The organism is Neobacillus muris, assembly GCF_943193175.1.
GTDB classification, from domain to species: Bacteria; Bacillota; Bacilli; order Bacillales; family Cytobacillaceae; genus Neobacillus; species Neobacillus muris.
Genome location: NZ_CALPDF010000002.1, coordinates 201,077 through 224,457 on the forward strand (window position 1 = coordinate 201,077; position 23,381 = coordinate 224,457).

At 41.4% G+C, this 23,381-nt stretch carries 22 protein-coding genes; all 22 read left to right on the plus strand.

What is annotated here, in order from left to right:
- Positions 1-45: 45 nt before the first annotated feature.
- The 22 genes from NFS43_RS02375 to pgsA all read left to right on the plus strand — a co-directional run bounded on the left by NFS43_RS02375 (position 46) and on the right by pgsA (position 23,375).
- Complete coding sequence (locus tag NFS43_RS02375; RefSeq protein WP_251549162.1) at positions 46-285, plus strand: YlmC/YmxH family sporulation protein; 240 nt, start codon at positions 46-48, stop codon at positions 283-285.
- 157 nt (positions 286-442) lie between these two features.
- Complete coding sequence (gene dpaA / locus NFS43_RS02380) at positions 443-1,345, plus strand: dipicolinic acid synthetase subunit A (RefSeq protein ID WP_251549163.1); 903 nt, start codon at positions 443-445, stop codon at positions 1,343-1,345.
- Positions 1,342-1,941, plus strand: coding sequence for a dipicolinate synthase subunit B (dpaB, locus tag NFS43_RS02385; RefSeq protein WP_251549164.1), 600 nt, complete (start codon positions 1,342-1,344; stop codon positions 1,939-1,941). The genes dpaA and dpaB overlap by 4 nt, the downstream gene beginning before the upstream one ends.
- A 173-nt stretch (positions 1,942-2,114) precedes the next feature.
- Positions 2,115-3,164 (plus strand): aspartate-semialdehyde dehydrogenase, encoded by a 1,050-nt coding sequence (gene asd, locus NFS43_RS02390; protein WP_251549165.1) that lies wholly within the window; start codon positions 2,115-2,117, stop codon positions 3,162-3,164.
- Between the two features lie 32 nt (positions 3,165-3,196).
- On the plus strand, positions 3,197-4,441 hold the full coding sequence (dapG, locus tag NFS43_RS02395; protein ID WP_251549166.1) for an aspartate kinase: 1,245 nt from the start codon (positions 3,197-3,199) through the stop codon (positions 4,439-4,441).
- A 60-nt stretch (positions 4,442-4,501) separates the two neighbouring features.
- Entirely contained in the window at positions 4,502-5,380 is an 879-nt protein-coding gene (gene dapA, locus NFS43_RS02400) for a 4-hydroxy-tetrahydrodipicolinate synthase (RefSeq protein ID WP_251549167.1), read from the plus strand.
- Between the two features lie 223 nt (positions 5,381-5,603).
- Entirely contained in the window at positions 5,604-7,274 is a 1,671-nt protein-coding gene (locus NFS43_RS02405; protein WP_251549168.1) for a ribonuclease J, read from the plus strand.
- A gap of 169 nt (positions 7,275-7,443) precedes the next feature.
- The gene (locus NFS43_RS02410) at positions 7,444-8,199 is read left to right on the plus strand and encodes a ClpP family protease (protein WP_251549169.1); all 756 of its coding nucleotides are present in this window, start codon (positions 7,444-7,446) and stop codon (positions 8,197-8,199) included.
- Positions 8,196-8,435: a YlzJ-like family protein gene (locus NFS43_RS02415; RefSeq protein ID WP_251549170.1), complete on the plus strand. Its 240-nt coding sequence runs from the start codon at positions 8,196-8,198 to the stop codon at positions 8,433-8,435. The genes NFS43_RS02410 and NFS43_RS02415 overlap by 4 nt, the downstream gene beginning before the upstream one ends.
- Before the next feature lie 135 nt (positions 8,436-8,570).
- Complete coding sequence (locus NFS43_RS02420) at positions 8,571-10,928, plus strand: DNA translocase FtsK (RefSeq protein WP_251549171.1); 2,358 nt, start codon at positions 8,571-8,573, stop codon at positions 10,926-10,928.
- 319 nt (positions 10,929-11,247) lie between these two features.
- Entirely contained in the window at positions 11,248-11,973 is a 726-nt protein-coding gene (locus tag NFS43_RS02425; RefSeq protein ID WP_251549172.1) for a GntR family transcriptional regulator, read from the plus strand.
- Between the two features lie 80 nt (positions 11,974-12,053).
- Entirely contained in the window at positions 12,054-13,139 is a 1,086-nt protein-coding gene (locus NFS43_RS02430) for a BMP family lipoprotein (protein ID WP_251549173.1), read from the plus strand.
- 210 nt (positions 13,140-13,349) lie between these two features.
- A complete protein-coding gene (locus NFS43_RS02435) occupies positions 13,350-14,885 on the plus strand; it encodes an ABC transporter ATP-binding protein (RefSeq protein ID WP_251549174.1) in 1,536 nt (511 codons plus the stop codon).
- Positions 14,878-15,924 (plus strand): ABC transporter permease, encoded by a 1,047-nt coding sequence (locus tag NFS43_RS02440; protein WP_251549175.1) that lies wholly within the window; start codon positions 14,878-14,880, stop codon positions 15,922-15,924. The genes NFS43_RS02435 and NFS43_RS02440 overlap by 8 nt, the downstream gene beginning before the upstream one ends.
- Complete coding sequence (locus NFS43_RS02445; RefSeq protein ID WP_251549176.1) at positions 15,925-16,884, plus strand: ABC transporter permease; 960 nt, start codon at positions 15,925-15,927, stop codon at positions 16,882-16,884.
- 195 nt (positions 16,885-17,079) lie between these two features.
- Positions 17,080-18,360: an EF-P 5-aminopentanol modification-associated protein YfmF gene (yfmF, locus tag NFS43_RS02450; RefSeq protein ID WP_251549177.1), complete on the plus strand. Its 1,281-nt coding sequence runs from the start codon at positions 17,080-17,082 to the stop codon at positions 18,358-18,360.
- Positions 18,360-19,652 (plus strand): EF-P 5-aminopentanol modification-associated protein YfmH, encoded by a 1,293-nt coding sequence (gene yfmH / locus NFS43_RS02455; protein ID WP_251549178.1) that lies wholly within the window; start codon positions 18,360-18,362, stop codon positions 19,650-19,652. The genes yfmF and yfmH overlap by 1 nt, the downstream gene beginning before the upstream one ends.
- Before the next feature lie 70 nt (positions 19,653-19,722).
- On the plus strand, positions 19,723-20,445 hold the full coding sequence (gene ymfI / locus NFS43_RS02460) for an elongation factor P 5-aminopentanone reductase (protein ID WP_251549179.1): 723 nt from the start codon (positions 19,723-19,725) through the stop codon (positions 20,443-20,445).
- A 77-nt stretch (positions 20,446-20,522) separates the two neighbouring features.
- Positions 20,523-20,783, plus strand: a complete 261-nt coding sequence (locus tag NFS43_RS02465) for a DUF3243 domain-containing protein (protein WP_251549180.1) — start codon at positions 20,523-20,525, stop codon at positions 20,781-20,783.
- Between the two features lie 191 nt (positions 20,784-20,974).
- Positions 20,975-21,763, plus strand: a complete 789-nt coding sequence (locus tag NFS43_RS02470; protein WP_251549181.1) for a DUF3388 domain-containing protein — start codon at positions 20,975-20,977, stop codon at positions 21,761-21,763.
- 20 nt (positions 21,764-21,783) lie between these two features.
- Positions 21,784-22,713 carry a helix-turn-helix domain-containing protein gene (locus tag NFS43_RS02475; RefSeq protein ID WP_251549182.1) on the plus strand — a complete coding sequence of 310 codons (930 nt, stop codon included), beginning with the start codon at positions 21,784-21,786 and terminating at the stop codon, positions 22,711-22,713.
- An 83-nt stretch (positions 22,714-22,796) separates the two neighbouring features.
- Positions 22,797-23,375 (plus strand): CDP-diacylglycerol--glycerol-3-phosphate 3-phosphatidyltransferase, encoded by a 579-nt coding sequence (gene pgsA / locus NFS43_RS02480; protein WP_251549183.1) that lies wholly within the window; start codon positions 22,797-22,799, stop codon positions 23,373-23,375.
- The last annotated feature ends 6 nt before the right edge of the window (positions 23,376-23,381 follow it).

The window sequence follows — 23,381 nt, forward strand, 5'->3', positions numbered from 1 at the left end:
GACTTCCCGCTATACACTAGTAGAAAAGGAGAGAGGAGCCTTGCTATGAGACTAAGCGAATTAAGCGGGAAAGAAATCGTCGATGTTAAAAAGGCAGAACGTCTTGGCGTACTAGGCCAAACCGATTTAGAAATCAACGAAACAACCGGACAAATTCAGGCATTGTTAATTCCCTCAGTAAAATGGTTTGGTTTGAGAAAACAGGGCGGAGAAATTAGAGTCCCTTGGCAGCATATTAAAAAAATCGGATTAGATATGATTATTATAGATGTACCTGAGGAATAAACCGGGATAAAAGCCCAAGCAAAATAACTTTTGCTTGGGCTTTTTTATTTTCCTGGGCAGGAAAACTCACAGTTTAATTGGTTCTTACATAAGATGTGGAAGTGACAAAGCAAATAGAAATTCTGCAGGATTTTATTAAAAGAAGGTGAATGCTTTCATGCTGACAGAGATGCAGATAGCCATTATCGGCGGGGATGCCAGACAGCTGGAAATCATCCGAAAGCTAACAGAATTAGATGCAAGATTATCACTAATTGGTTTTGAACAACTGGATCACGCCTTTACTGGAGCGGTCAAGGAAAAGTTAGATGAAGTCGATTTTGCTAATATAGATGCCATTATTTTGCCGGTTGCGGGAACGAATTATGAAGGACAGGTAGAAACGATTTTTTCCAATGAAAAAGTGGTTTTGACGGAAGATATTTTGTCTAAAACCCCAGAACATTGCACCATTTACTCGGGTATATCGAATGCCTATTTAAATGGAATTGTTAAGCAGTCGAAAAGAACCTTAATTCAGCTATTTTCAAGGGACGATGTTGCCATCTATAATTCAATTCCAACTGTCGAAGGCACGATTATGATGGCGATTCAGCATACTGACTTCACTATCCATGGTTCCAATCTTACCGTTCTCGGATTGGGAAGGTGTGGAATGAGCATTGCCAGAGCATTTCATGCCCTAGGTGCAAAAGTCAAAGTCGGAGCAAGAAAAAGTGAACACCTTGCTAGAATAACCGAAATGGGGGTAACTCCGTTTCATCTCAGCAATATTGTAAACGAGGTGTCCGATACAGATATATTAATCAATACTATTCCCTGCCAAATTGTGAGTGCGAGCGTCATATCAAAGCTGCCCCCGCATTCATTAATCATTGATATTGCCTCAAAGCCAGGCGGAACTGATTTCCGCTATGCAGAAAAAAGAGGAATAAAGGCATTGCTGGCTCCCAGTCTGCCAGGGATTGTTGCCCCTAAGACAGCTGGGCAAATTCTAGCAGATGTTCTTTCGCAATTACTCCAGGATGACCTTAATAACCGAAAGGGGAAAGGAAAATGAGTCTACAAGGCAAGAGAATTGGATTTGGATTAACCGGCTCCCATTGTACTTACGATGCTGTTTTTCCGGAAATAGAAAAGCTTGTTCAGGCCGGAGCAGAGGTAGTGCCGGTAGTGACATACACGGTGAAAAATACAGATACCAGGTTTGGCAAAGGAGAAGATTGGGTAGAGCGGATTGAGGATTTAACGGGTAATAAGGTAATCGATTCAATCGTCAAAGCCGAACCATTAGGACCGAAAATGCCGCTCGATTGCATGGTCATTGCTCCTTTAACAGGCGTGTCGATGAGTAAATTTGCCAATGCCATGAATGACAGTCCTGTATTAATGGCCGCCAAAGCAACATTGAGAAATCTAAAACCAGTGGTGCTGGGAATATCAACAAATGATGCCCTAGGATTAAATGGTGTCAACTTAATGAGGTTAATGGCCGCCAAAAATATCTACTTTATTCCTTATGGCCAGGATGATCCAATTAACAAACCAAATTCAATGGTTGCAAGAATGTCCATGTTAGTTGAAACAGTGGAAACCGCATTAGAAGGAAAGCAAATCCAGCCGGTTTTGGTCGAACGTTATAAAGATGGTGACTAAATTAAATCCCCTATATAAATATGGTTATTTCTTTAATAGAATATGATAAAATAGATTAATCATTCATCAGTGGGTTCATTTTGAAGATGGCCTGCTGATGAGTTAACCAATAATGAAATGCTGGCAAAATTCCAGAATAGTGACCAGCTGGTATAGGAAGGGGAACACACAGAATGAATCAGCAAAATGGATTTCACGTTGCTGTTGTAGGGGCAACAGGTGCAGTTGGACAACAAATGATTAACACATTAGTTAAGCAAAACTTCCCTATCGAAAAGCTTACTCTTTTGTCATCATCACGTTCAGCAGGGCAGAAAATAACCGTTAATGGAGAGGAAATTACAGTTCAAGAGGCAAAACCTGAAAGCTTTGAAGGCGTGGATATCGCCTTATTTAGTGCTGGAGGCAGTGTTTCTAAAGAATTGGCTCCAGAAGCAGCTAAACGTGGAGCAATCGTAGTGGACAACACAAGTGCATTCCGAATGGATCCTGATAAACCGTTAGTTGTTCCAGAAGTTAATGAAGATGACTTGAAGAATCATAACGGCATTATCGCCAACCCGAACTGCTCGACTATCCAAATGGTTGTGGCGCTAGAACCGATTCGCCAAAAATTCGGTTTGAAAAAAGTGATTGTATCCACCTATCAAGCAGTATCTGGAGCTGGTGCCGCTGCAATCCAGGAATTAATGGATGAAACCAAGGCTGTTCTGGCTGATGAAGCATATGAGCCAAAAATTCTTCCTGTTAAATCCGATCAAAAACATTATCAAATAGCTTTTAATGCGATTCCGCAAATTGATAAATTTCAAGAGAATGGTTATACATTCGAAGAAATGAAAATGATAAATGAGACAAAGAAAATTATGCATTTACCAGAGCTTCAGGTTTCTGCGACATGCGTCCGGCTTCCAGTCCCTGTAGGGCATTCTGAATCTGTATATTTTGAGATTGAGGCGGACCATGTAAGTGCTGAAGAAATTAAAGCATTATTAAAGGACGCGCCTGGTGTCGTGCTGCAGGACGATCCAGACAATCAAGTTTATCCAATGCCTGCTGATTGCGTTGGCAAAAACGAGGTATTTGTCGGACGGATCCGTAAAGACATCGACGAAGACCGCGGTTTTCATATGTGGGTAGTATCTGATAACCTCCTCAAAGGCGCAGCCTGGAATTCTGTACAAATTGCCCAAAGTTTAGTCAAATTAGGCTTAGTTAAATAAGCAACATCAATAAAGGCAGGTTTAGGATCAATATGAAGATCATTGTTCAAAAATTTGGCGGTACATCCGTAAAGGATGAAAAAAGCAGAAAACACGCACAACGCCATATAGAAAAAGCCATTGCTGAGGGCTATAAAGTGGCAGTTGTTGTATCGGCGATGGGCAGAAGCGGAGATCCTTATGCAACAGATACCCTTCTTTCCTTAGTAGGCGGTAATGTAAGCAAGATTTCTAAGCGGGAACATGATTTGCTCTTGTCCTGCGGCGAGGTCATTTCTAGTGTGGTCTTTACGAATATGCTTTTGGACAGCGGCATCCAAGCAGCCGCATTAACTGGAGCTCAAGCAGGATTTCGAACGAACAGTGACCATACGAATGCTAAAATCGTTGAAATGAAATGCGACCGTTTGTTAAGGGAATTGGAAACCCATGATGTTGTCGTTGTTGCCGGATTCCAAGGTGCAGCAAAGAATGGAGATGTAACAACAATCGGACGCGGCGGGAGTGATACCTCAGCAGCTGCCCTAGGGGCCGCCCTGAATGCAGAGTGGATTGATATTTTTACCGATGTTGAGGGGATTATGACGGCGGACCCGCGCATTGTTGAAAACGCCCGGCCGCTTTCCGTAGTAACCTATAATGAGGTTTGCAATATGGCGTATCAAGGAGCAAAAGTCATTCATCCGAGAGCAGTGGAGATTGCTATGCAGGCAAAAGTTCCAATCAGGATTCGTTCAACTTATTCTGATAACCTCGGTACGTTGGTAACAGCCTTAAATAGGCAAAATCGCGGCAGTGACATTAGGGAACGGCTTGTTACGGGAATCGCCCACGTATCCAATGTCACGCAAATTAAAGTATTTGCGAAAAAAGAGCAATATTATTTGCAGGCTGAAGTGTTCAAAGCTATGGCGAATGAACAAATCAGCGTAGATTTTATCAATATTTCTCCTAATAGTGTTGTATATACGGTAACAGATGAAATGGCGGACCGTGCCATTAAAGTATTGCAGGATTTGGGCCACGATCCGGTGGCAGAAAGGCATTGTGCCAAAGTTTCCGTTGTTGGGGCAGGCATTGCAGGGGTCCCAGGAGTAACCTCTAAAATTGTCTCAGCTTTGTCCGACCAAGGCATTCGTATTTTGCAATCTGCTGACAGTCATACAACAATTTGGGTCTTAGTGAAACAAGATGATTTAGTAAAATCGGTTAATGCATTACATGATGCCTTTCAATTAGAGGAAGAGACCATGGAATATAATCTTTCCGATATATAAACTGGTTAATAAGCTTCATAAGGAAAAGCTAATAGCCAGCGGTTTGAGAGGAGTAAGAAAATGGTTCATTTCGGGAGAGTATCGACGGCAATGGTAACCCCCTTTGATCGTAAGGGGCATATTGATTTTGCTAAAACCACGAAGCTTGTCAATTATTTAATTGAAAATGGGACGGAATCACTTGTTGTGGCAGGCACAACAGGGGAATCGCCAACATTGTCAAAAGAAGAAAAACTGGCTTTATTTGCCCATGTGGTCAAGGTGGTTGATAAAAGAATTCCCGTCATTGCGGGCACCGGCAGCAACAACACTTATGCATCCGTTGAGTTGACTAAAAAAGCGGAACAGCTCGGAGTCGATGGTATCATGGTTGTTGCCCCCTATTATAATAAACCGAACCAAGAAGGGTTATATCAGCATTTTAAGGCAGTGGCAGAAAGCACAACGCTTCCAGTTATGATCTATAACATTCCCGGAAGGTCAGTTGTTACCATATCTCCTGAAACGGTGATTCGTTTATCCAAGATAGCTAATATTGTTGCAGTAAAGGAAGCTAGCGGCGATTTAAATGCTATGGCCAAGATTATTGCTGGTACGGATGATGAATTTGATTTGTACAGTGGGGATGACAGCATGACCATTCCTGTTCTTTCCATCGGAGGAGCAGGAATAGTTTCAGTCGCTTCCCATGTAGTTGGAAATGAACTGCAGAAAATGGTGACATCATTTTTAGAGGGGAAAGTGCAAGAGGCGGCAATAATGCACCAAAAGCTATTGCCGCTTGTTCAGGGGCTATTTGCCGCCCCAAGTCCCGCACCTGTTAAAACAGCCTTACAAATTAAGGGGTTAGATGTGGGATCTGTGAGATTGCCTTTAGTTGGATTATCGGAGCAGGAACGTGCAGCCCTCACAACCCTATTAACAGATGGAATACAATAAAAAAGTCAGCCGAACTCGGCTGGCTTTTTTATTGTACGAAAGTGATTGCGGCAAACATACCTCGGTAGATGCGCCATACGGGCCAGCCGCACTTTTCCTTTTTTTGTTGTAAAGGCTTTCGAATCTAAAGTATAATAGAGATAACTGATTTCGATCGGGCCGCTTAAAATGAATAGTTTTTAAAGAAAGATAATTTGGACGTCAACATAGGAGGAAACGGATAGTGATCAAAAAAAAGAAACAGTCCATTAAGTTGATTGCACTTGGTGGAGTAGGAGAAATCGGAAAAAATATGTACCTTGTGGAAGTAGATAAGGACATATTTATTATTGATGCCGGGCTAATGTTCCCCGAGGAAGAAATGCTGGGTATCGATGTGGTTATTCCTGATATCACCTATTTAAAAGAAAATAAGGAACGGGTAAAAGCGATTTTCTTAACTCACGGACACGAAGACCACATCGGGGCGCTTCCATATATCTTGCATGATTTAGATGTGCCAGTATACGGAACGAGACTGACTTTGGCATTAGCCCATGCAAAATTAAAAGAGTTCGATTATTCTGGGAAAGTAAACTTTAAGGAAATTGATTCCGATGCTGTGTTAGAGTTGGAATCTGTTGATGTCAGTTTTTTTAGGACCAACCACAGTATCCCGGATTCAGTGGGGGTATGTATCCACACTTCAGAGGGAATTATCGTCTATACCGGTGATTTTAAATTTGATCAGGCTGCAGCCAAGCTCTATAAGCCTGAAATCGGAAAGATGGCTGCAATTGGTGAATCAGGCGTTTTATGTTTGCTTTCCGATAGTACAGAAGCGGAGAGGCCGGGATATACAGTGTCGGAGGCAATCGTCGAGCGGGAAATGTCCAATGCCCTATATAATGCACCCGGCCGGATAATCGCTGCCTGTTTTGCCTCTGATCTAAACAGAATTCAACATGTATTCAATGTGGCACGAGAAAACAAGCGCAAGGTGGCGGTCACAGGAAAAAGTCTTGAACGGATTTTCCATATTGCCCTTGATTTAGGATACTTGGAAGTGCCGGATGATTTAATTATTTCGATTACGGAAATTAACCAATACCAGGATCGTGAAATTGTCGTTCTGATGACAGGCAGTCAGGGTGAACCAATTGAAGCTCTGCAAAAAATGGCTAAACAGACACATAAGCTAGTAAATATTCAACCGGGTGATACGGTATTAATAGCAGCTTCTCCACTAAGGGGGAGTGAAATCTTATTGGCAAGAACCGTGGATATGCTGTTTAAAGCAGGAGCTGATGTCATTTCCGGCAAACGCACCATTCATGGCACAAGTCATGGCAGCCAAGAAGAATTAAAATTCATGCTGAATTTAATGCAGCCAAAACTATTTATCCCCGTTCATGGAGAATATCGGATGCTGAAGGCACACCGTAAGCTTGGCTTAGAATGCGGACTGCGTGATGAACAGATTTTAATAGCAGACCGTGGCGACGTTGTCGAATGGAAAGATGGAAAAGGTGCCATTATAGGCAAAGTCCCATCTGGCAATATCCTAATCGATGGAATTGGTGTTGGAGATGTAGGAAATATTGTATTGAGGGACCGTAAGCTATTATCACAAGATGGTATTTTAATTGTCGTAGTCACATTAACGAAACAGCAGGAAAAGAAAATCGCGGCTGGACCAGAAATTATTTCAAGAGGATTTGTTTATGTCCGTGAATCTGAAAAGCTAATGGATGATTCCACTAAATTAGTGCGGGATATCGTAGAAAAAAACCTGGCAAAAGCTGTTTTTGAATGGTCGAGTCTAAAGCAGGAAATCAGGGATGACTTAAATCGGTATTTATATGAAAAGACAAAAAGAAGGCCGATGATTCTGCCGATCATCATGGAAGCATAAAAATTTCAAAGGATGGCACTCGGGATGCGGACAATTCTAATTCTTGTGTGCCATCCTTTTTCGTTATGTTGAATCCGCAGCAATGAGCGGAGACATATTTCCCTTTCAGAGCATGATTTTTTAACAGTGGTTCATAATATAAGATATCATGCGTGAAGGGAGTATTAGGATGGATAATGATTTACTGATCAATAATTCCGGCAATCAGGAAGGGCAGGACCCGCCCAAAGAGGAAAAACCTGCTTCTCCATTAATAGAGAAAATACAACAGCTTGGGCAAACGAATGTACCGCAATTATCTTCAGATTCAAAAATTCATTGTTTAACGATTGTTGGCCAAATTGAGGGACACTTAGCCCTTCCACCGCAAAATAAAACAACGAAGTATGAACATATCATTCCCCAGCTGGTAGCCATTGAGCAAAATCCGAATATTGAGGGGGTTCTCATTATCCTCAATACAGTAGGCGGGGATGTGGAGGCAGGATTAGCGATTTCGGAAATGCTGGCCACTCTCTCAAAGCCTACTGTTTCAATTGTGTTAGGGGGGGGACACTCAATTGGTGTGCCCATTGCAGTATCTTGTAATTATTCTTTTATTACGGAAACGGCCACAATGACCATTCATCCGATCCGTTTAACCGGGCTGGTCATTGGGGTTCCCCAAACATTCGAATACTTAGATAAGATGCAAGAACGTGTGGTCAACTTTGTCACTAAGCATTCTAAAATTTCGGAAGAAACGTTTAAAGACTTGATGTTCGCCAAAGGAAATTTAACAAGAGACATAGGGACGAATGTCATCGGGGCAGATGCGGTAAAATATGGGTTGATCGATGACCTTGGCGGCATTGGCCAAGCTATGAAGAAATTAAATGAATTGATTGATCTTCAAAAAGAAAAGAACGAAGGATTGATTCAATGATTTTATATACCATGATGCCGCATGAACTGGTCTTTCCCTATGAAGCCGATGAATTTGAGAAACAGCAAGTTGTAACCTACAATGGTATCCCGTTGGTTGTGGAGACATCTGGAACTCAATTTGCACAGGTTGTACGAATCTTAAGCAGCGATCCTCAACATTTTTTGGATGAGCAAATCTGTCCGGGAGCCAAAATTTCTTTTTCCAATCTTGATGGTTGGCAGAAACCTAATTAAGAATTATGGTATAATCAGGGTAGATAGCCAAGAGCAGCCAAATGGGCTGCTTTCTTCCTTTTTGTAAAAATGAATGACCATCATTAAATTGTGAAGGCAGTCTCGGATAAACATATATAAATATAAGGTGATTAGATGGCGAAAAAAAAGAGAAGACAACCGAAAAGAAGAGAAACGCAGCTAAAACGAACCCTAAAGTATGAACTGTCGGCGATCGCATTACTTGCTCTTGCGATTATCTCCATTGCTAAGCTGGGAGCAGTAGGAAGGGCAACGGTCCTTTTCTTCCGCTTTTGGATGGGTGAATGGTATATGCTAAGTTTACTTGGAATGGTTCTTTTAAGCATTTATTTCATGTGGAAGAGAGAAATGCCTTTTCTCTTCCATACAAAATTAGTGGGAAGCTATTTTGTGGTTTCAGCCATACTTCTTCTGAGCCATGTATCCCTATTTCATCCGCTGTTAGCTGATGGCAAGCTCAGTAATCCAAGCGTCATTAAGAATACATGGGAATTATTCATGATGGAACTTCGAGGTGAATCCAGCACAACTGATTTAGGCGGAGGAATTCTTGGAGCCATATTATATGCCTTATTCCATTATTTATTCGCAGAAACTGGGACAAAAATTATCGCGTTTATTTTTATTATCATTGGATTTATTTTGCTGACAGGAAAATCGTTTGGAGAATTGCTGGCAAAAGTCATGACCGTTTGTTTGGGCTTCTTTAAAACACAATGGGATGAATTCAAACTCGACATGTCAGAATGGAAACAAAAGCAGCAAGAACGTAAAAATCAACGGAGAATAGCGAGGCGCGGCGGGGGAGAAGCGTCCCAAGGCAGCAACATGCCGGCAGCTGCTGAAATAACTCAAGAAATTCAAGGGGAGGAATTGGCTGTTCCTGAACCGATTATCTCTAATTTCGCCGACCGCGCCTATTTGGAGGATGCTGTAATCGAACCGAATCAGCAAGAACAGCCAAAACGAAGAAAGAAAAAACAGGAAGAAGAAGAACCGGAAGAGGACAATTCACCTCCCATTACCTTTACAGAAGTGGAAAATGTGGATTATGAATTGCCGCCATTAAGATTGTTAAAGCTGCCGAAAAAAACGGACCAAAGCGGGGAATATGAACTGATTAATAAGAATGCGGCGAAGCTGGAACGAACCTTCCAAAGCTTTGGCGTAAAAGCCAGGGTTACGCAAGTTCATTTAGGCCCGGCAGTAACGAAATATGAAGTACATCCCGATGTCGGAGTCAAGGTTAGCAAAATTGTCAGTCTTAGTGACGATATTGCATTGGCTTTAGCTGCAAAAGGAATTCGGATTGAAGCCCCCATCCCAGGGAAATCCGCTATTGGGATAGAAGTTCCGAATACAGAAGTGGCCATGGTGTCACTTCGGGAAGTTCTGGAAGCAACCCAAAATGATAAACCCGATGCGAAGCTAATGATTGGATTGGGCAGAGATATTACCGGTGAAGCGGTAATGGCAGAATTAAATAAAATGCCCCATCTTTTGGTGGCTGGTGCAACAGGGAGCGGGAAAAGTGTTTGTATCAACGGCATCATTACCAGTTTACTAATGCGTGCCAAGCCTCATGAGGTTAAATTAATGATGATTGACCCAAAGATGGTGGAGCTGAATGTATACAACGGGATTCCCCATTTACTGGCACCGGTTGTGACAGATGCTAAAAAAGCATCACAGGCATTAAAAAAGGTGGTAAGTGAGATGGAACGGCGCTACGAGCTTTTCTCACATACTGGAACCCGCAATATAGAAGGCTATAATGACCATGTTCGGAAGCATAATCTTGAGGAAGACGATAAACAGCCGCTCTTGCCATACATTGTAGTCATTGTGGACGAGCTGGCAGATTTAATGATGGTTGCTTCATCGGACGTGGAGGATTCGATTACAAGGCTTGCCCAAATGGCCCGGGCCGCAGGGATTCATCTCATTATTGCCACTCAACGGCCTTCAGTAGATGTTATTACTGGCGTGATTAAAGCCAATATTCCATCGAGAATTGCTTTCGCCGTCTCCAGTTCAACTGATTCACGAACGATTCTAGATATGGGTGGAGCAGAAAAGCTATTGGGCAGAGGGGATATGCTGTTTATGCCAGTCGGGGCCACAAAACCTGTACGGGTGCAGGGAGCATTCCTATCTGATCAGGAGGTGGAGGACACAGTGGAGTTTGTCATTTCTCAGCAAAAGGCACAATACCAAGAGGAAATGATCCCAGACGATGTGCCTGAAGCAGCCGGTGAAGTGGATGATGAATTGTATGATGATGCTGTTGAATTAGTCATTGATATGCAAACCGCATCGGTTTCCATGCTGCAGCGCCGTTTCAGAATCGGCTATACTAGGGCCGCCCGCCTGATAGACGAAATGGAAGTCAGAGGGGTTGTGGGACCGTATGAAGGAAGCAAACCGCGGGCAGTTCTTCTATCAAAACCTAATGAAGAAAAAAGCTCCTAATAGGCGGAGGATAATCATACTTACAAAAAAAAGAGCCAAATGGCTCTTTTTTTATGATTATTTTTTATTAATCATGAATAAATATAAATAGGAAAATCCTCCTGGTATTACCTATTTTTGTAAGGAAGATATTCAATTATAGCAGATTTATAGGCTTTTGCTGCAGGTAATTTGAAACAATTTTATCCAAAGTGCCTTTTTTCGACAAATTCAAGAATTTCTATTTATTTATAGACTAAAACATGATAATATAAATCACGATTAGTAGGAATGATATCATATGTCTGATGTCTTAGGAAAAAGGCCGGGGGATCACAGCATGTCCATTAAGTCAGATAATCGCCATTTATATTTACAAGTAATTGACCGCCTCAAGCAGGATATCGAAGCGGGGGTATATAAAGAAAAAGAAAAATTACCCTCAGAATTTGATCTTGCTAAGCAGCTCGGGGTAAGCAGAGCTACCTTAAGGGAAGCACTGCGGATTCTAGAGGAGGAAAACGTCATTATCAGGCGTCATGGTGTGGGAACCTTTGTAAATGCAAGGCCGTTATTTACGTCGGGCATTGAACAGCTCAATAGCGTGACGGACATGATCACTCAGGCTGGCATGAAACCTGGCACAATTTTTCTAAGATCATCAAAACAAACTCCAACCGAAGAGGATATTCGTCGTTTCAAGTGTTCACCAAGTGAGGAAATAGTGGTAATGGAACGGGTAAGAACGGCAAATGGGGAACCAGTCGTTTATTGTATTGATAAAGTTCCATCACATATATTACCCGAAACTTTTTCTCATGAGGAAGAATCAATCTTTAACATTTTAGATGGGGCTGCTCACAAAAGAATTACATACGCGATTGCGCAAATTGAACCAATCGGCTACCATGAAAAAATATCTCCCATTTTAGAATGTGAACCAGAAACTGCTTTGTTAGTGCTAAAACAAATGCATTTTGATGAAATGGATGAACCTGTCCTATTTTCGGTAAACTATTTTAAAGCAGATAAATTTAGTTTTCACGTACTTAGAAAACGTATTTAATTCTCTCAGTGCGCATGAAAATGAATTTATCATTTGACCATTTCTGCTAAATCAAACAACAAATCTAGGGGGTAAATACCTTGAAAAAGCGTAAAATTGGAATGGCGCTATCCTTAGTTCTTGCTGCTGGTACACTGTTGGGTGCTTGTGGTAAAAGCGATGACAATGCTGGCGATGATAACGCAAAAGGCGGAGAGAAAGAAAAAGCTTTTACAGTAGCTATGGTTACTGACGTTGGCGGTGTTGATGACAAATCCTTTAACCAATCTGCTTGGGAAGGTCTTCAAGCATTTGGTAAAGAAAATGGTCTGGAAAAAGGTAAAGATGGGTATGATTACCTTCAATCTAAATCAGATGCTGATTATTCAACAAACTTAAATACACTTGCACGCCAAGATTTTGATTTAGTATTTGGTATTGGTTTCTTGATGCAGGGTGCAGTTGAAGAGATTGCTAAGCAACAGAAAGATCATCACTTTGCTATTGTCGATTCCGAAGTGGATCAGCCAAATGTTGCAAGCATTCTTTTTAAAGAGCAGGAAGCTTCTTTCCTTGCCGGTGTTGCTGCTGCGATGACAACGAAATCCAATAAAATTGGTTTTATTGGCGGAGTTGAAAGTGCAGTTATTGAGCGCTTCGAGGCAGGATTTGTTGCTGGTGTGAAAGCAGCTAATCCAGATGCTACAGTTGATATACAATATGCTGGTGCATTTGATAAAGCAGAACTTGGTCAATCTATCGCTTCTAAAATGTACTCTTCTGGTGATGACGTAGTCTTCCATGCTGCTGGTGCAACTGGTAACGGTCTATTTAAAGAAGCTACAGACAGAAAAGCAAAAGATCCTAACGCTGAAATTTGGGCAATCGGAGTAGACAGCGATCAAGCAAACATGGGTCCAGATGTTGTCTTAACATCCGCTCTTAAACGAGTAGATAACGCAGTTGTTGACCTTTCAACGAAAGCAAAAGACGGTAACTTCCCTGGCGGAAAAACAATCACTTACGGTTTAAGTGAAGACGGTGTTGGTTTAGCGCCAATTAACGAAAAAGCTGCTGCAAAGGCTGATATTGAAAAAGCGGTTAACGAGTGGATTGAAAAGATTAAATCCGGTGATGTAAAAGTTCCTGGAACACGTGATGAACTAAAGTCATTTAGTGCACAATAAGGAAAAAATCAAGGAATAAGCGGGAGATGATCTCCTTCTTATTCCTTCTTATTGAAATCTTAACTGAAGCGTAGAAAGGCATTTCTACTTTTCATTTAGGGTTTTAGCAAGGAGGCGGCCCTCTGTTTTTTAAAAACAATCAAAGGTCTGACCTCTTACTACTATTGGTTAAAATTTCCTTACCTTTATGACAGGGAGTGAGAAATCATAATGGATTATGTTATTGAAATGCTGAACATTCGCAAAGAGTTTAACGGCTTCGTTGCAAATGATAATATTACCCTTCAATTAAAAAAAGGGGAAATTCATGCATTGCTCGGTGAAAACGGCGCTGGCAAATCTACTTTAATGAATGTTCTTTTTGGCTTGTATCAGCCGGAACAGGGTGAAATCCGAGTAAAAGGCAAGCCTGTAAAAATAACAGACCCGAATGTGGCAAATGATTTAGGCATCGGGATGGTGCACCAGCATTTTATGCTCGTCGATGTTTTTACTGTAACGGAAAATATTATTCTCGGCAGAGAGATTACCTCAAAGGGCAGTATTGACATCAAAAAGGCGGAACAAGAAGTTCGGAAAATTTCAGAACGGTACGGTCTGGCTGTAGATCCACAGGCGAAAATTTCGGATATTTCCGTAGGGATGCAGCAAAGGGTAGAAATTTTAAAAACATTGTACCGGGGAGCCGAGATCTTAATTTTCGACGAACCGACTGCCGTTTTAACGCCTCAGGAAATTAAAGAATTAATACAAATTATGAAAACGCTTATCAATGAGGGGAAATCGATCGTTCTGATTACCCATAAATTAAAGGAAATTATGGAAGTAGCTGACCGTTGTACCGTCATCCGGAAAGGAAAAGGAATTGGGACTGTCAATGTCAGTGAAACCAATCCTGATGAATTGGCCAGAATGATGGTAGGCCATGATGTTGTTTTTAAGGTGGATAAAAAGCCAGCAAACCCGCAGCAGAGTGTCTTGGACGTGAAGGATTTTGTTGTCAAAGATTCACGAGGAGTTACGGTTGTCAATGGACTGGACTTGACTGTCCGCGCTGGAGAGATTGTCGGAATTGCTGGTGTGGATGGCAATGGACAATCTGAATTTCTTGAAGCAATCACTGGTTTGCGTAAAGCAGAAAGCGGCAGTGTGAAGCTAAATGGAAAAGATATTTTTAATCTTACGCCAAGAAAGGTTAAGGAATCTGGTGTAGGCCATATCCCACAAGACCGCCATAAACATGGACTAGTATTAAACTTTCCAATTGGGGAGAATATGGTCCTGCAAAACTATTATAAGGAACCATTTTCCAAACGTGGAATTTTAAATTTTAAGGCGATTTATCAACAGGCAAGAAAATTGATTGATGAGTTTGATGTTCGGACACCAAGTGAATATGTTTTAGCCCGTGCCCTTTCTGGAGGGAACCAGCAAAAGGCGATTATTGGGCGCGAGGTGAATGATAATCCTGATTTGCTCATTGCTGCTCAGCCAACTCGCGGTCTCGATGTTGGGGCTATTGAATTTATTCATAAAAGATTAATTGAACAGCGTGATAACGGAAAAGCAGTCCTGCTTGTTTCGTTTGAACTAGATGAAATAATGAATGTCAGTGACCGGATTGCTGTCATTTACGAGGGAAAAATCGTTGCAGTCGTGGATCCAAAGGAAACAGATGAACAAGAACTTGGATTGCTAATGGCTGGTTCGAGCAGAAAGAAAGCAGGTGAAAGTACGAATGTCTAAACGCTTAATCGGTATTTTGACACCAATCATTGCAGTTTTGTTGGGGATTATTGTTGGAACAATCATCATGCTGGCTAGCGGATATGACCCGATAACTGCCTATACGGCCTTATGGAATGGGGCTTTTGGTGAGGTTTATTATACAGGTGAAGTAATTCGGCAGGTAACGCCATATATTCTAGCGGGGTTAGCAGTGGCATTTGCTTTCCGCGTCGGATTATTTAATATTGGGGTTGAAGGCCAATTCCTTGTTGGCTGGCTGGCTGCTGTTTGGGTAGGTGTCTCCTTTGATTTGCCAAGAATCATTCATTTGCCTTTAGCCATACTGGCTGCAGCTATTGCAGGGGCATTATGGGCATTTATACCTGGCTTATTGAAAGCGCGTTTGCGGGTGCACGAAGTTATTGTCACCATTATGTTGAATTACACGGCATTGCATGTTTGTAACTACATCATCAAAAACGTCCTTACCGATAATAAGGACAAGACAGACCTCGTGAAGGACTCTGCAACATTAAGGTCTGAATGGCTGCAAAGCATCACAGATTATTCACGTTTTCATTGGGGAATTATTGTTGCTATTATTTGCTGCTTTATTATGTGGTTTTTACTTGAAAGAACGACAAAAGGCTTTGAATTGCGGGCGGTTGGATTTAACCAGCATGCCGCTCAATATGCTGGGATGAACGTAAATCGAAATATTATCCTATCCATGGTCATTTCTGGAGCATTTGCGGGATTAGCAGGAGCAATGGAGGGATTAGGCACCTTTGGCTATGTGACGGTAAAAGGCGGATTTACAGGAGTAGGTTTTGATGGCATTGCTATCGCACTGCTTGGGGGCAACACAGCGCTTGGGGTCTTTTTCGCCGCTATTTTATTTGGCGCATTAAAAATTGGCGCATTGAACATGCCGCTTGAAGCAGGCGTCCCTAACGAATTGGTAGATATTATTATTGCCCTGATTGTATTCTTTGTAGCTTCAAGCTATATCATAAGAAAATTACTTGATCGATTCGGCAAGAAGGAGGTGAAGTAAGTGAGCTTAATGGATATTTTAACCATCGTCGTCCCATCAACATTATTATGGGCCGCTCCACTTATCTTCACTGCATTAGGTGGAATCTTCTCGGAGCGTTCTGGAGTCGTTAATATCGGACTGGAAGGCTTAATGGTTATAGGTGCGTTTACGTCGATTGTTTTTAACCTGACATTTGTAGATACATTCGGAAATGCCACTCCATGGGTAGCACTTTTGGCAGCCATGGCCGTTGCAGCACTGTTTTCTATTCTGCATGCGGTTGCCGCTATTACATTTCGGGCGGACCATACTGTTTCAGGTGTAGCGATCAACCTGCTGGCAACCGGTACTACGCTTTTCCTTGTTAAGCTGATTTATGGCAAAGGTGAGACTGGCATTATCAGTAAGGGTTTTAGTAAAATTGATATTCCTATTTTGAAGGATATACCGATTATCGGAAAAATCTTTTTCCAGGACACTTATTGGACATCGTTCCTTGCAATCGGAGTAGCTTTCATTGCCTGGTATATTGTGTTTAAAACTCCATTTGGCCTTCGGCTTCGCTCGGTCGGTGAGCATCCGATGGCAGCCGATACAATGGGAATTAACGTAACAAAAATGCGCTATTTGGGCGTTATTATCTCTGGTGCTCTTGGTGGACTCGGCGGGGCGGTATATGCTCAATCGATTACATCAAACTTCAGCCATTCAACCATCAGTGGACAGGGCTTTATGGCTATGGCGGCGATGATTTTTGGTAAATGGCATCCGCTTGGCGCTCTTGGTGCTGGCATCTTCTTTGGCTTTGCCCAAAGTATCAGTATCATAGGCTCTAGTTTGCCGTTCCTTAAAGAAATTCCAAATGTTTATTTATTAATAGCGCCATATATTTTAACCATTCTTGCTTTGACCGGATTTATTGGCCGTGCAGATGCTCCAAAAGCTTCTGGCACACACTATATCAAGGGAAGCAGATAACAGCCGAAAGGAGACTCCTCAGAATTACTGAAGAGTCTCTTTTTGTCTTTAAAATGGAAAATGTTTGCATTAACCAAGCTTGAAAAATTATAGTTAGAGTATAGGTTTTATCGAAAAGGAAAAAATAGAAAGAAAAATGTTTACATATGCTAGAATGAACCGCCACGTTAAATTATCTGTTAGGGAGGAAGGTCAATGATCGCTGTTTCAGAAAAAACTACCGAAATGCCAGGTTACCAACTGCATGTTATCGAAACAGATAAATATAAAACCAACACCATCGTATGGAGAATGAAGGCCCCGCTGGATAAGGAAAACATAACAAAACGGGCGCTTCTTCCACATGTTCTGCAAAGCAGTTCGGCAAATTTCCCCTCAACTGCGGCACTGAGGTCTTATTTAGATGAATTGTATGGAGCAACATTATATGTGGATCTATCAAAAAAAGGCGAATACCACATCATCAGTTTTTTAATCGAAATTGCAAATGAAAAATTTTTATCTGATCCCAGTCCTCTCTTAAAGAAAGGATTTGAATTGTTAGCAGAGATTCTAACCAATCCGCATAAATCGGGAAATGGCTTCGACCCGGAGACCATTGAAAAAGAGAAGCGTACTTTAAAACAGCGGATTCAATCTGTATATGATGATAAAATGCGTTATTCCAACGTGAGGCTTATTGAAGAGATGTGCAAAGGAGAACCCTATGCTCTCCAAGTTAACGGTGAGGCGGAAGACGTTGATGAGATTACACCTGAAAACTTATTTGCGTATTACCAACAAGCCTTTTTAGAGAACGAAATGGACCTTTATGTGGTAGGGGACGTAAAGGAAGAGGAAGTGAAGAGTTTTGCTTCAGAGCTCCTTAAATTTGAAAACAGGACCCCTAAAGAAGCTGCTGTGCCAGAAATTAACCGAAAAGAAAAGGTTCATGAGGTGAAAGAAGCACAGGATGTGAAACAAGGAAAATTAAATATCGGTTATCGCACCAATATTAAATATGGTGATCCCGATTACTTTGCCCTCCAAGTCTTTAATGGCATTTTTGGCGGTTTTTCGCATTCTAAATTATTCATCAATGTCAGGGAGAAGGCCAGTCTTGCTTATTATGCTGCCAGCCGCTTGGAAAGCCATAAAGGACTTATGATGGTCATGTCGGGGATTGACAATAAAAATTATGATCAGGCAGTGAAAATTATTAATGAGCAGATGGAAGCGATGAAAAAAGGCGAATTTACCGATGAGGAATTAGTCCAAACAAAAGCGGTCATCCGAAACCAGATATTAGAGACCATTGATACATCAAGAGGCCTGCTGGAGCTGCTATATCATAATGTGGTCGCCCATGCAGATATTAACTTAGATGCTTGGCTGAACGAAATGGAAAATGCCACAAAGGAAGAAATTGTTGGAGTGGCAGATAAGATTCGTTTGGATACGATTTACTTCTTAACAGGAATGGAGGCGGGCAAATAATGGAGAAAATTAATTTTGACCAGCTTCAAGAAGAGCTTTACCATGAAAAAATGACAAATGGCCTAAATGTTTACATTTTGCCTAAAAAAGGCTTTAACAAAACGTATGCCACTTTTACGACCAAGTATGGGTCTGTCGACAATACCTTTGTTCCACTTGGCAAAACAGAATATGTTAAGGTACCTGATGGAATTGCCCATTTTTTAGAGCACAAGCTTTTTGAAAAGGAGGATGGCGATGTATTCCAGCAATTCAGCAAGCAGGGTGCATCTGCCAATGCCTTTACATCGTTTACCAGAACGGCCTATTTATTCTCAAGCACATCCGAAGTAGAGAAAAATTTAGAAACCCTGATTGATTTTGTTCAGGAACCCTATTTTTCAGAGAAAACGGTGGAAAAAGAAAAAGGGATTATTGGCCAGGAAATTACGATGTATGATGATAATCCTGATTGGCGCCTTTACTTTGGACTGATCGCTAACCTTTATGAAAAGCATCCGGTAAATATTGATATCGCCGGGACAGTTGAGTCCATCTCCCATATTACGAAAGATTGGCTGTATGAATGCTACAATACGTTCTATCACCCCAGCAATATGCTGCTGTTTATTGTAGGTCCTGTAGATCCTGAGCAGATTATGAATCAGGTGAAAGAAAATCAAGCCAAAAAGAATTACAAGGAAATGCCTGAAATTAAGCGCCAGTTTGAAGAAGAACCTCCCCATGCAGCTAAGAAAAAACAAGTGCTGCAAATGAATGTCCAAACGTCTAAATGTTTAGTGGGGATCAAGGCTCTGCATACAGACCAGCAAGGAAACGAAATGTTAAAAAATGAATTGGCCATGAACGTTCTTCTCGATCTCCTGTTTGGGAAAAGCTCGGAAAATTATAATCAGCTTTATAAAGATGGATTAGTAGATGATACGTTCTCCTATGATTATACACAGGAACAAGGATTTGGGTTCGCCATGATTGGCGGGGACACAAGTGATCCTGACCAGCTGGCAGAACGCCTAAAAGAAATGCTGATGGCTTCTAAATCATCAGGTGCCTTTTCAGAAGAACAATTAGCACGGGCTAAGAAGAAAAAAATTGGAGCGTTCCTGCGGGCCATTAATTCACCCGAGTATATCGCTAATCAATTTACCCGTTATGCTTTTAACGAAATGAATCTATTCGATGTCGTGCCTGCTTTGGAAAAAATCTCATTGCAGGATGTTCAAAAAATGGCAGACGAAGTGATAACGGAAGAGCGCATTTCAATTTGCCAGGTTATTCCCAAGACAAAATAGAAAGAAGCGCCGTTTTTTAGGCGCTTCTTTCCATGAGCAAAGATACAGTAATAAGAAAGAGATGAATAAAATGAAAAAATATGCACTTATTACGGGAGCAAGCGGCGGAATTGGACAAGCGGTGGCAGTTAAGCTAGCTGAAAATGGCTACAATTTGTATTTGCATTATAACCAGAATAAACAATCGATCCATGATTTAATGGAAAAACTGAGCGGATATGGAGGAGACCATCTGCCCATCCATGCTGATTTGTCCAAACCAGACGGTTACACTCATGTAGCTTCACAAATTTTCTCATTGGATGCCGTTATACATTGCGGCGGCATGAGCAGCTATGGATTACTGATGGATTTAAAGCTTGAAGAAGCAGTTGAGTTATTGAATGTTCACGTATTATCCCCCTTAATGTTAACAAAAGAACTGCTTCCTAAATTGATTAGTAAACAGTCCGGCAATATTGTCGTCATCACATCGATTTGGGGTCAAACCGGCGCTTCCTGTGAGGTTGCTTATTCTGCTGCCAAAGGCGCCCAAATTTCCTTTGTCAAAGCTCTTAGCAAGGAAGTGGCTTTAAATGGCATCCGGGTAAATGCCATTGCCCCTGGTGCGATTAGCACCAAAATGTTAGAGGGCTTTACGGAGGAAGAGGTAGAACGGATTGCTTATGAAATTCCCATGGGCAGGCTGGGGCAGCCAGAAGAAATTGCCAAAGGGGTTGCCTTTTTATTATCAGAAGAATCCAGTTATATGACGGGACAAGTACTGGCCATGAACGGCGGCTGGTACACGTAACAACATCTTTTTTTGTGTATAGTTTGAGTCTTGCCTTCGCATAATAACCTTGTACCAATCCAAAGGAGGTAAAAAACATGTCTATGTTAAATGATTGGAAAGAATGGGAAGACTTCCTTGCGAACCGTCTTCATCAAGCCCAAGATAAAGGCATGAGTGAAGGTGCCATCTCTAGTTTAGCTTATCAAGTTGGGGATTATCTTGCCAGCAATGTTGATCCGAAGAACGAACAACAAAGGGTTCTTTCAGATCTATGGTCTGTAGCTGACGAGAAAGAACAGCAAGCTATAGCAAACGTGATGGTAAAACTTGTTCAAAATAATGGAAGCAGCCAATAAATTTTGAGAGGAGATTCTCCTCTCTTTTTTTTACGTTTAACCGTTTTTTCATCCAAAAGAATAAATCAGCAAAGAAAAGAGTGAATATACATGTTTTTACTTTCATCTTACTAGAAAATCATTTATGATTAAGTTTAGGTAGACGTGTGAAAAAAATGTCGAAAATTCTTTTAAGGGGGTATGAAGTTGAGATGAAAAAAGAGTGGTACTTAGAATATGAAATCCAAAAAAATCGTCCAGGTTTGCTTGGTGATATATCATCCCTCTTAGGAATGCTTTCTATTAATATCGTAACCATAAATGGTGTGGATGAAGGCCGCCGCGGTCTCCTCATGTTGGCAAAAGATGATGATCAAATAAAACGGCTTGAGTCAATTTTACATACAATGGACACAATAAAAGTAATTAAGCTAAGAGAACCCAATCTTCGTGATCGGCTGGCAGTCAGACATGGGCGCTATATCCAAAGAGATGCCGATGACAAGAAAACATTTCGTTTCGTAAGAGATGAGCTTGGTTTATTAGTGGATTTTATGGCAGAATTATTTAAGCAGGAGGGCCACAAATTGATTGGCATACGGGGAATGCCAAGGGTAGGCAAGACTGAATCTCTGGTTGCCGCTAGTGTTTGCGCCAATAAGCGCTGGCTGTTTGTCTCTTCAACCTTGTTAAAACAAACAATCCGCAATCAGCTGATCGAGGACGAGTACAATGCCAATAACCTATTTATATTGGACGGGATTGTTTCTACTAGACGTGCGAATGAACGTCATTGGCAGCTGGTCCGTGAAATTATGAGGCTTCCTTCTGTTAAAGTAATTGAACATCCTGATATCTTTGTCCAAAATTCAGAGTACTCACTCGATGATTTTGACTACATAATTGAACTTAGAAATCATGCTGATGAGGAGATAACCTATCAAATGGCTGATCAGAATCATATGTTTTCGGGTTCAGACTTTGGAGATTTTGATTTTTAAATATTGGAAGGTGTTAATAGGTGACTGAATTAGGGAATCGATTAAAAGAAGCCCGTTTAGCCAAAGGATTAAGCTTAGATGACTTGCAATCGATGACAAAAATACAAAAACGTTATTTGGTGGGTATCGAAGAAGGGAATTATTCCAGCATGCCTGGAAACTTTTATGTGCGCGCCTTTATTAAGCAGTATACCGAAGCCTTGGGGTTAAATCCTGATGAGATATTTGAAACCTATAAAAGTGAAATTCCAGCTTCCTACAATGAGGAATTGCCGCAGCAATTATCAAGGGTGAGGACTCATAAATCGATCCCGCGGAGCAATTCGAAAGTTTTTGATATATTGCCGAAAATTTTAATCGGCGTCTTTGTCATTGGGGTGGCCAGTTTGTTTTACTATTTCATTTCCAGCTACGCTAATAAAGATACAAATGAAGCGGTCAGGAATGATAATGAGCAGGTTAAATTAGTTAAATCAGAAAATCTTGAGAAAGCAAAAAACGATGAAAAAGCCAATGAACAAACTGGAAAAAGCGGCTCCAGTAAACAAGATGACCAGAAAACTGATGAAGAAAAATCAGTAGAAACTGAAAAAACGCCTGCCGCAGAAGCGCCTAAGCAAGAATTAGCTGTCGTGCAAAGCAGCGGAAAGAATTCCACTTACTCGCTAAATAACGCAGATAAATTTGTCGTGAAGCTTGTTTCAAAAGGCCAAAGCTGGGTCAGCATTAAAAATGGACTAGGCAAATCTTTCTTTCAAGGAATGCTGACAGCAGGTGCTGCGGAAACCCAAACAGTGGATTTATCAACAGAAAAAGAGGCTGTTATTGTGGTGGGGCGTGCCGTTGATACGGAGATTTATGTGAATGACCAAAAGCTTGAGTATGCTGTAGCGCCGAATGAAGTGGTTCGTCAGAACATTACGATTCAATATGTTCCGAAGACCGAATAGTCATCCAGTGATGACTATTTTTCGCATGGAGAAATCATCCGTTTTTTTAATTATGTTTTTGTTTTCAACTAGGAGGAAAATGTATGAATTTACCGAATAAAATTACTGTTTCAAGAATATTATTAATCCCTGTATTCTTGATCATTATGCTGGTTCCGTTTGATTGGGGAGATGTGAAAATTTTAGGCGCAAGCATGCCCGTTACCCATTTTGCCGGAGCATTAATTTTTATTTTGGCTTCCACCACAGACTGGGTGGATGGCCATCTTGCACGAAAGTATAACCTCGTCACCAATATGGGGAAATTCCTTGACCCGCTTGCCGACAAGCTGCTTGTGTCGTCAGCACTAATTGTTCTAGTGGAGCTGGGTTTTGCCCCGTCATGGATTGTTATTGTTATTATCAGTAGAGAATTTGCCGTCACTGGCCTTCGTCTCCTGCTTGCGGGTGAGGGTGAGGTAGTTGCGGCCAACATGCTGGGGAAAATTAAAACCTGGGCGCAAATTATCGCGATTTCAGCGCTGTTATTACATAATATACTCTTTACCATGATTCCTTTTCGATTTGATTTATTAGCCCTCTGGGTCGCGCTCATCTTTACGATTTGGTCTGGCTGGGATTATTTTGCTAAAAACAGCCATGTGTTTAAAAACTCTAAATAGGGGTGT